We start from the raw sequence: 7,344 nt of genomic DNA, 5'->3' as shown, positions 1-7,344 counted from the left end.
GTCCAGGGGGTCCGTCACCGGGTCGAGGGTGTCGAGCACGGGTTCCAGCGGCTCGAGCACCGGTTCCAGCCCTCGCCAGACGGGGGACAGGATCGGGGCGAGCGGCTGGATCACCGGGCTGAGGACGTCAGCCACCGGGGTGACTAGGCCGGCCCGCACCGGGTCGGTGACCGGGCGCAGCGTGTCGGCCACCGGGGTGAGCACCCCGGACCGGACCGGCTCCGTGACCGGACGGAGAACATCACCCACCGGTGCCAGCACCCGACCGTCAGCCGGTCGGGTGGCCGGTCGGCCCGCGCCAGCAGCTGGCTTTGGCGTGCCGGCCTGGGCGGGGGCCGGCGGTGGGCTGACCTGGTTCGCCGGCGGGGCCGCAGGCTGGGCTGGTGGACGGTTCGGCGCGGGACGAGTGTCGGCTCCGCTCGGCGGGGTGCCGGGGCTCGTCTCGTCGGTGGGCGCGCCCGGGGCAGCCGGCGGTGCCTTCGGGTCGAGGATCGGGCTGAGGAGGCCGGTGAGCAGGTCGACGGCGGAATCCACCGGCGCGGCTGGCGGACGGTCGGCGGCGTAGGCGACCCCGGTGGTGGCGGCCTCGTGGACGCCCCACACCACGACGACCCCGCCGAGCAGGAGCCCGAGCCGCAGCGCGACCCGCGTCCACCGCCCGCCCCGTCGACTCATCCCGCACTCCTCCGACCCTCGGCCATCGCCGACGATCAACGTCCGCACTCTACCGAACGAAGTCGACCGATCGCAGTCCGGCGTTGGTCGAGTTTTTGGCGCGTCGCGTCCTGGCCAGGCGCGGACTTCGGCCGCTGCCCAACACCGGAGCCAGGGGCGCGAGCACCAACGGCGCGTCGTCGACCTGGCCCCGGCGTGGATACTGCCGTGGCCGGGTGGGGTGTCGGTGGCGATCAGCTGGTGCCGCCAGCCTTCGATGGTGTCGAACAGCGACAGTTGGGCGCCGGGGTGCGGGCGTTCGCGGCGGACCAGGAATCGGGTTCCTTGCGGCCAGCCGGCGGCGTCGACCAGGCCGGTGATCTCCCAGACATATCGCCACCAGGGTCGTGCCGTGGACGAGCGCGCCCGCGATCGACAGCACCCCAGCGAGACAGAACCAGATGAGCTGTTGTACGGAGCCGATCGCCACCTCCTTGCCACTCATCAGGACCGTGACGAACAAGGCTCGACCAATCTGGGTGATGACGAGGGTGGCGGCGAAGATCATGCCGCTACCGCCGCCGGCCTGACAGTCGAGGCGGTGACCGCGGTGCTGGGCGGGCTCGGGGAGTGGAAGCCGGCATCCCGCCGTCACGGCTGTTTGCGTCGGAGGTATGCGTGTCAGCAGGTTGGGTGCTCCGCTTACCGGTCGCGGTTCGGGGGGAAGCCGCTCGGGTCGAGCCGCCCGGCCAGCTCCCGTACGGCCGTCTCGTACATCGGGTCGGTGTGGTAGGGCCAGTGTCCGTTGATCGGTGGGGGGACGGTGTCGTCCAGCTCCACGGCGATTCCGCTCGGGTCGCGCAGTCGTCGGTCGACCGTGCCGGCCGGGTCCTGGGCCCGGGGCGTCTCGCCCGGTCGGTGGGCGGAGAACAGCGGGCCGCCGATCGGGTCGGTGTTGCGCCACAGGTTGATCCACCGCCAGCCGATCCGGTTGCCGACCTCGTGGAGGACCTGGTCGCCGAGGAAGGCCGGGCAGAGTCGGGCGTAGAGCCGGTGCAGCGGGGTGCCGTGGGTCAGTAGTGCCACTCGGGGCAGTACTTCCTCGGGCAGTTGGAGGAGGGTGGCGGCGGCGAGGACGGAGCCGTGGGAGTGTCCGGAGAGGATGACGCCGCCTTGGGGGGTCAGTGCGGTGATGCGTTTGGCGAGTTCCGGTACGGCCCGTTCGGCGTAGCAGGGTGGTGCGAAGGGGTGGACGGTGCGTGGCCAGAAGGTGCCTAGGTCCCAGATGACCGCGACGGTGCGGCGGGTTCCCTCGGAGCGGTAGGAGAGCAGTCCGAGCACGACGATGCCGAGCGCGACCAGGCCGATGACGTAGATCCCGACGTCGGTCGCGAGCGCCAGGTCGGTGGTCGCCGTGCCGTCAGTGCGGGCCAGCTTCTTGCTCAGGGCCGACGGCCCGATCCCGACCAGGTCCAGCGCTACCGTGGCGACGCCGATCAGCGACAGCACCAGGAACACGATGAAGACCGGGCTGAGCTGCTCGGCGAGGGCGGCTCGGGCGATGATCTGCCGGACGGTGGTTCGTTGGGGCAGGGATTCCGGCGGTGGGTCGGGAAAGTCCTGCCGGACGATCGCCTCGGCCAAGCGATGTCGGTGGCGTCGGGTCTTCCTGATCCGATAGATCGTGGTGACGGTGACGACCATGACTGCGGCCAGCCCGGCGAGCGCCGCCCAGCGGTAGGAGACTGGTGGCTCCAGCGGCGGCGCGCCGGGCACGTCGGGGCGGGCCGGGTTCGGGATCTCTCCCCGGTCGAGGAAGTCGGCGACGCGGTATACCAGGGCTGCGGAGAATCCGTACGCGGCGGCGACCGCCGCAATGCCGAAGATCGGGGTGGCCAGTCCACTCAGCCACGTCGAGGCGGTGTCCCGGCTGCGTCGCCGCTGGTGCAGCGTGGTGACGACGAGCGCGGCCAGCAGGCCGGTCTGGACCGCGATCACCGCGGCGACCGCGCCCTCGTACCCGGGCAACTGCCCGTGCGGCTGTTCCGACTCGAACGGGATCGCGGCGTAGACGAGGGCCAGCACGGTGAGGCCGTTGGCGGCTATGCGCAGCGCCCGGATGCCGCGCAGGTCGACCTCGCCCCGGCCCGGGCCCTCCGCGGCGCGGTGGGCTGGTAGGCAGAGCAGGACGACGCAGGCGGCGAGCAGGACCCAGGCCGCCGCGAAGAGCACGTGCCCGACCGCCGTGGGATGGATGTGGATGAGCGCGCCGAGGAGGGCCGCGTCGAGGACACCGAGTCCGACCGCGACGTGGATGGCCCGCAGTCGCTGCACCACGAGCGCGTCGTTCCAGAAGCCGGGGCTGTCGATCCGGTCCTCCCCGCCGCTGGTGCGGTCCTGCCCGCGCGTAGCCGGGAACGCCTCGAACGCGCGGGCGGACCGCTTTCCGAGCCACCACAGCAGCCGCAGCGCGCCGATCGGCACCAGCGCGAGCACCGCCAGGCGCGGCCCGACGGGCATGTCGGCCAGCCAACCCAGATAGCCGCGGTGACGGACGCAGGGACGGTAGGGGACGCACTGCCAGCCCACGATGTCGACGGTCACCCCCACCACGGACAGCGCGAACGCGGCGGTCAGAGTCGCGGCCAGCAGCCGGCATAGCGGGCCGATCAACCCGCCCGTCCCGCCGGTCGCCGGCCGCGTCCACACGGCAAGATTCACCAACATGAACGGCAACAGGAACAGCAGCGACAAGGTCCGCACGGTGGCACCCGCGGTCAGCGCACCCCACCGGTACGCCTCCACCCGCAGTCCCTCCGGCCGGTCACTGATCCCGAACCCCGGACGGGGCCGGTAGAAACCAGCGTTGTCGTTACCGGCCACCCGGATCACGATCGGGTGATCCAGCAGCGCCTCGGCGGAGGTCCCCGAGACACCGTGCACCCGTAGCTCAACCACCTCGTGTGCCAACGCCTCGCCTCCCGGCAACTGCCGACCCGAACTCACGATAGTGGCCTGACCTGCGGATTCGCGGACCGTTTCGGCGAACGACGGCAGGCTGAGGGAGGACGGCGGATACCGAGGATTCGCCTCCACCCGCCGAACTGCCCACGATCAACGCCACGAACGACGGCTGCGGCCGGCCGAACTCGGTGATGCTCAGACGGGACTCAAGCGCTGGCTCGGGCTGGTGGTAGTGCCCGGGTGGTGGGCATGCTATGCGGCTGCAGGTGCCAGTTCGAGGTCGATGGCTTCCCAACGGATGCGTCGGGGCTGTGTGGGCAGAAGCGCGTCGAACCGGACCCAGACATGCTCCAGCACTAATGATGACGAGCGTCACCAGATTCTGTGGAGCGGTGTGGTCGACCCCGCGCGCGAGGTCGCGCTGTTTGAGAGAGGCGTCAAATCGACCACCCGCACCCCGCCGGGACCGCTGGTGCGCAGGTCTGGTGGGGTCGGCGGTTCGCCCGTGCTCCTTTGTGGTGTGGGATCAGCCGGCGGCCGGAACACGGCTCTTGAGTAGCAGCCGGGCGGCGGCGAGCGCCAGTCCAACCACGATGACTGCCCGGACCACGTGGTGCATCAGGAACATCAGGTGCAATGCGACGAGCAGTGTGGTTGCCGGTCGGAGTAAGTCAGGCGGACCAACGCCGGGCACAGCGGGATGAGCGCCCCGGCCAGTGCCGTCGACACCCCGACGGGGAGACGCAGCCCGGCCGGTACCGTGCCGGCGTGGGGTCCTTAGGCAGCAGGAAGCCATAGTACGCTCGCCGCTCCTGGTGGATTCGGAGTCTCCGCTGGTAGTGACGGAGATTCTGGCGCGGTCCTGGCGGCTGGTAGGCAAGCCTATCGCTGCTATAACCCGCCGTCGGTGTCCAACCGGTGGATTCTGCGCAGGGCGTCTGGCGGGGCCTCGTTCAGCTCGTACGCGAGGATGAGGGCCAACATCTGCCGGAGATGGTGACACGTCGTGCAGCCGTCGCAGCGTCGCTCGTGGTCGTCGGCCGCTTCGCGCACCGACCCCGCGAGGTAGCCCAGGACGTATCCGCCACGGATTCCTTCCGGCCGGTCGTCGAGTACCTGGCGGTAGTGCTCGACGAGTTCCGGGTCGGGGCGCATGCGAATGATTCTCCCGCATGAGGCTGTCGTAACGGTCCGGGTCCGACCCCTCCTCGCTTACCGGTGGTGGCTGGTTGGATTCCCAACGTGTTCGGCCCGGCGGGGTGGGCAGCCAGGGCTGGCGCTGCGGGTTGACCCGGGTGGGCCAGGATGACGGCGGCCGGGGACGGGAGCTTCGCGTCGGGTTGGTGCCGGCACCGCACGTCTACGTGTCCGGGCAGTCGTAGATGCCTTCGGAGACCTGCTGCCAGGAGGCGTGGTTCTCGCGGGCTCAGCCGAGGCCGTGGTGGCAGGGCGTTGAGTTCAGTTGGCGCTTGGTAGGGCGTTCACGTGGAATCGGCTGGTCAGGTCGGGCAGGACGCGGCGCAACGCGTCGACCGTTCCCTGCCGGCTGCCGCCTGCGTCGTGGAGCAGCACGATCGAGCCGGGTTGCACGTCGTGGAGGACTCTTGTGGTGATCCGGTCGGCTCCGGGTGTCCGCCAGTCCGACGGGTCCACCGTCCAGTGCAGCGAGGCCATTCCGAGGTTCTCCGCCACTGCCATCACGGAGCGGGTCCACTGGCCGCCGGGCTGCCGGTACCAGGCGATTGGCGCGTCTGGCACCGCCGCCTGGATCGCGGTGTTCGTCCGCAGCAGGTCCGAGTGGATCCGTGCCGGCGATCGTGAGCCCAGCGCCATGTCGTGGTCCCAGCTGTGGTTGCACAGCGTGTGGCCCTCGGCGACGATCTGCTGGATCAGCCACGGGTACGCCTCGGCGTTCTGGCCGACCACGCAGAACGTCGCCGTGACGTGGTACTCGCGCAGGATCGCGAGTACCTGAGGGGTGTAGTCCGGGTTCGGCCCGTCGTCGAAGGTGAGCGCCACGTCTGAGGTTCCGGTGGTGCGTTGCGGGCCAGGAGGGCCTTGCGTTGTCGATGTCTCTGGTCGTGGGCTGTAGTCGGCGTCATCGCGTGGCAGCCTTGGCTGACTGCCGAGGACCTGTGTGGAGGAGGGCGGCTGGAGAGGGCCCGGCGGCTGGTCGGCGATGGCCAGGCTGTCGACGACAGCCGCGGCACTACGTCGCGGGGACTCCAGGACGAGGTTTCGGCCGAGCCCGTATGTCGAGCCCAGCATGAAGACCAACACTCCGGACGCAGCGATCACCGGCCCAACCCCGACCGCTTTTCGGCGTGCTCCTTCCGGTGCCCCGAGAAGGACTCGCGGTTTTCCTGTAGTAGCCCCGTACACACTCGTTCCTTCCACGCTAGGCAGGAACACTAACGGAGCAGAAGCCAACGAAAAGCCCAAATGGGGCAAAAGTGTTTGAGTGGGTGGCTACCTGTGCTTGCACCGCAGCATCAGCAACTCTGGCCTGGCTGGAGTGCCTCACCCGGAATCGCGCTCTACGTCGACCTGGCATGGGATGCGAAACGTCCCGGACCAAAGCGGCTATCTGCATAGCTGCAGGTCGCAGCCGCGAAACACCAAGAAGCGTGACGGCTCACTGCGCCTCAGCGGTCGGATGGAACGACAGGGCGGCGGGCAGCGGAAAGTGTGGTCGCCGTGCGCCCGCCGCCCCGTCGACGAACCGAAGGGCGGGCGGCCAGCGAGGACGCTGCCGTGCCCAGCTGGGGAGCCCCTCGGCAAACGGGTGGGAGCGGGCCGCGCCCACGTGAGGAAGCGCCCTGGCGGGGCGGGCCCGCTCCAAACCCGACTGACAGTATCGGTCAGTGTTGGATGCGGCGGCCGATCTCGCGGATGATCACTCGGTTGGGTGATGGAATGCCGAGGGAGCCGAACAGTGCTGACAGGTGCCCGTCTCAGGGGTGATGGTTCTGACCCTCGGCGTCTGACCGGGTACCGGCACCAGTACAAAGCCAGGTACGGCTCGAAGGGCTCTGTCCCTGCCGGCAGCCGAGGCCCGTACTATCGGCGGCCATGACCACCCCTCGCAAGGGCCGCCCGGCTGCTGCGGCGAGGCGATGACCCCGACGTGAGCCGCGTCTGAATGAGGAGACGAAGGCGGCCCTACGTTAGATGGAACTCAGGTCGTACCCGGTCCACGGCTGGCGGTACCGCTCCTACTCCCACCAGGTGACGGCGCAGCTCGCGCGGACGCTGCCGATGCTGACGCAGGCGGGGGTCAGCGTCGCCCAGCTGGCCGAGGCGATGGGGGTCACCGAGCAGCGGGTGAGGGACATACGGCGCCAGCACCACGGGCCGGTGCCCCGCATCGGCGAGTGGCCTCCGCGACGGTAGAGCTCCCGACGGCTCGCCGGCACCGTGCCCGGCCTGTTGGCGACCTGCGTCGGCATCGGCCAGCACCTGGAAGATGGTCCTTGGGCTGGCCCGGGGCGCTCTGTAAAGCCATGTGACAGGCAGCACTACTAGAGAGCAGCCACAATCAGTTCACTTCCGCCAAGTCCCACCACAGCCGTAACTTCTTCGGCGTGACCTCGTTAAACAGCCCGGAGCCCGGAGCCCGGAGCCCGGAGCCCGGAGCCCGGAGCCCGGAGCCCGGAGCCCGGAGCCCGGAGCCCGGAGCCCGGAGCCCGGAGCCCGGAGCCCGGAGCCCGGAGCCCGGAGCCCGGA

The 7,344-nt window shown here is 70.1% G+C and carries 4 protein-coding genes and 2 pseudogenes; 1 reads left to right on the top strand and 5 read right to left on the bottom strand.

Going from position 1 to position 7,344, the window contains the following annotated elements; genetic code table 11:
- From C1I95_RS36975 to C1I95_RS30310, 5 genes and pseudogenes are all read right to left on the bottom strand, one after another.
- Positions 1-675 (bottom strand): annotated as a pseudogene (locus C1I95_RS36975) (hypothetical protein); the annotation flags it as partial.
- Between the two features lie 198 nt (positions 676-873).
- Positions 874-1,044 (bottom strand): annotated as a pseudogene (locus C1I95_RS30325) (IS1380 family transposase); the annotation flags it as partial.
- A 312-nt stretch (positions 1,045-1,356) separates the two neighbouring features.
- On the bottom strand, positions 1,357-3,660 hold the full coding sequence (locus tag C1I95_RS30320) for a hypothetical protein (RefSeq protein ID WP_111219040.1): 2,304 nt from the start codon (positions 3,658-3,660) through the stop codon (positions 1,357-1,359).
- 849 nt (positions 3,661-4,509) lie between these two features.
- Positions 4,510-4,773 carry a hypothetical protein gene (locus C1I95_RS30315; RefSeq protein WP_111219038.1) on the bottom strand — a complete coding sequence of 88 codons (264 nt, stop codon included), beginning with the start codon at positions 4,771-4,773 and terminating at the stop codon, positions 4,510-4,512.
- A 303-nt stretch (positions 4,774-5,076) separates the two neighbouring features.
- Positions 5,077-5,886 (bottom strand): polysaccharide deacetylase family protein, encoded by an 810-nt coding sequence (locus C1I95_RS30310; protein WP_111219042.1) that lies wholly within the window; start codon positions 5,884-5,886, stop codon positions 5,077-5,079.
- A gap of 903 nt (positions 5,887-6,789) precedes the next feature.
- Here C1I95_RS30310 and C1I95_RS30305 point away from each other — a divergent pair.
- The gene (locus tag C1I95_RS30305) at positions 6,790-7,011 is read left to right on the top strand and encodes a hypothetical protein (protein ID WP_111219036.1); all 222 of its coding nucleotides are present in this window, start codon (positions 6,790-6,792) and stop codon (positions 7,009-7,011) included.
- Positions 7,012-7,344: the final 333 nt, after the last annotated feature.

Origin of the sequence: Micromonospora craterilacus (assembly GCF_003236315.1) — a bacterium.
In the GTDB taxonomy this organism is placed as follows: domain Bacteria; phylum Actinomycetota; class Actinomycetes; order Mycobacteriales; family Micromonosporaceae; genus Micromonospora; species Micromonospora craterilacus.
The sequence above is the reverse complement of the archived record's forward strand: the minus strand, read 5'-3'. Positions and strand labels throughout refer to the sequence as shown.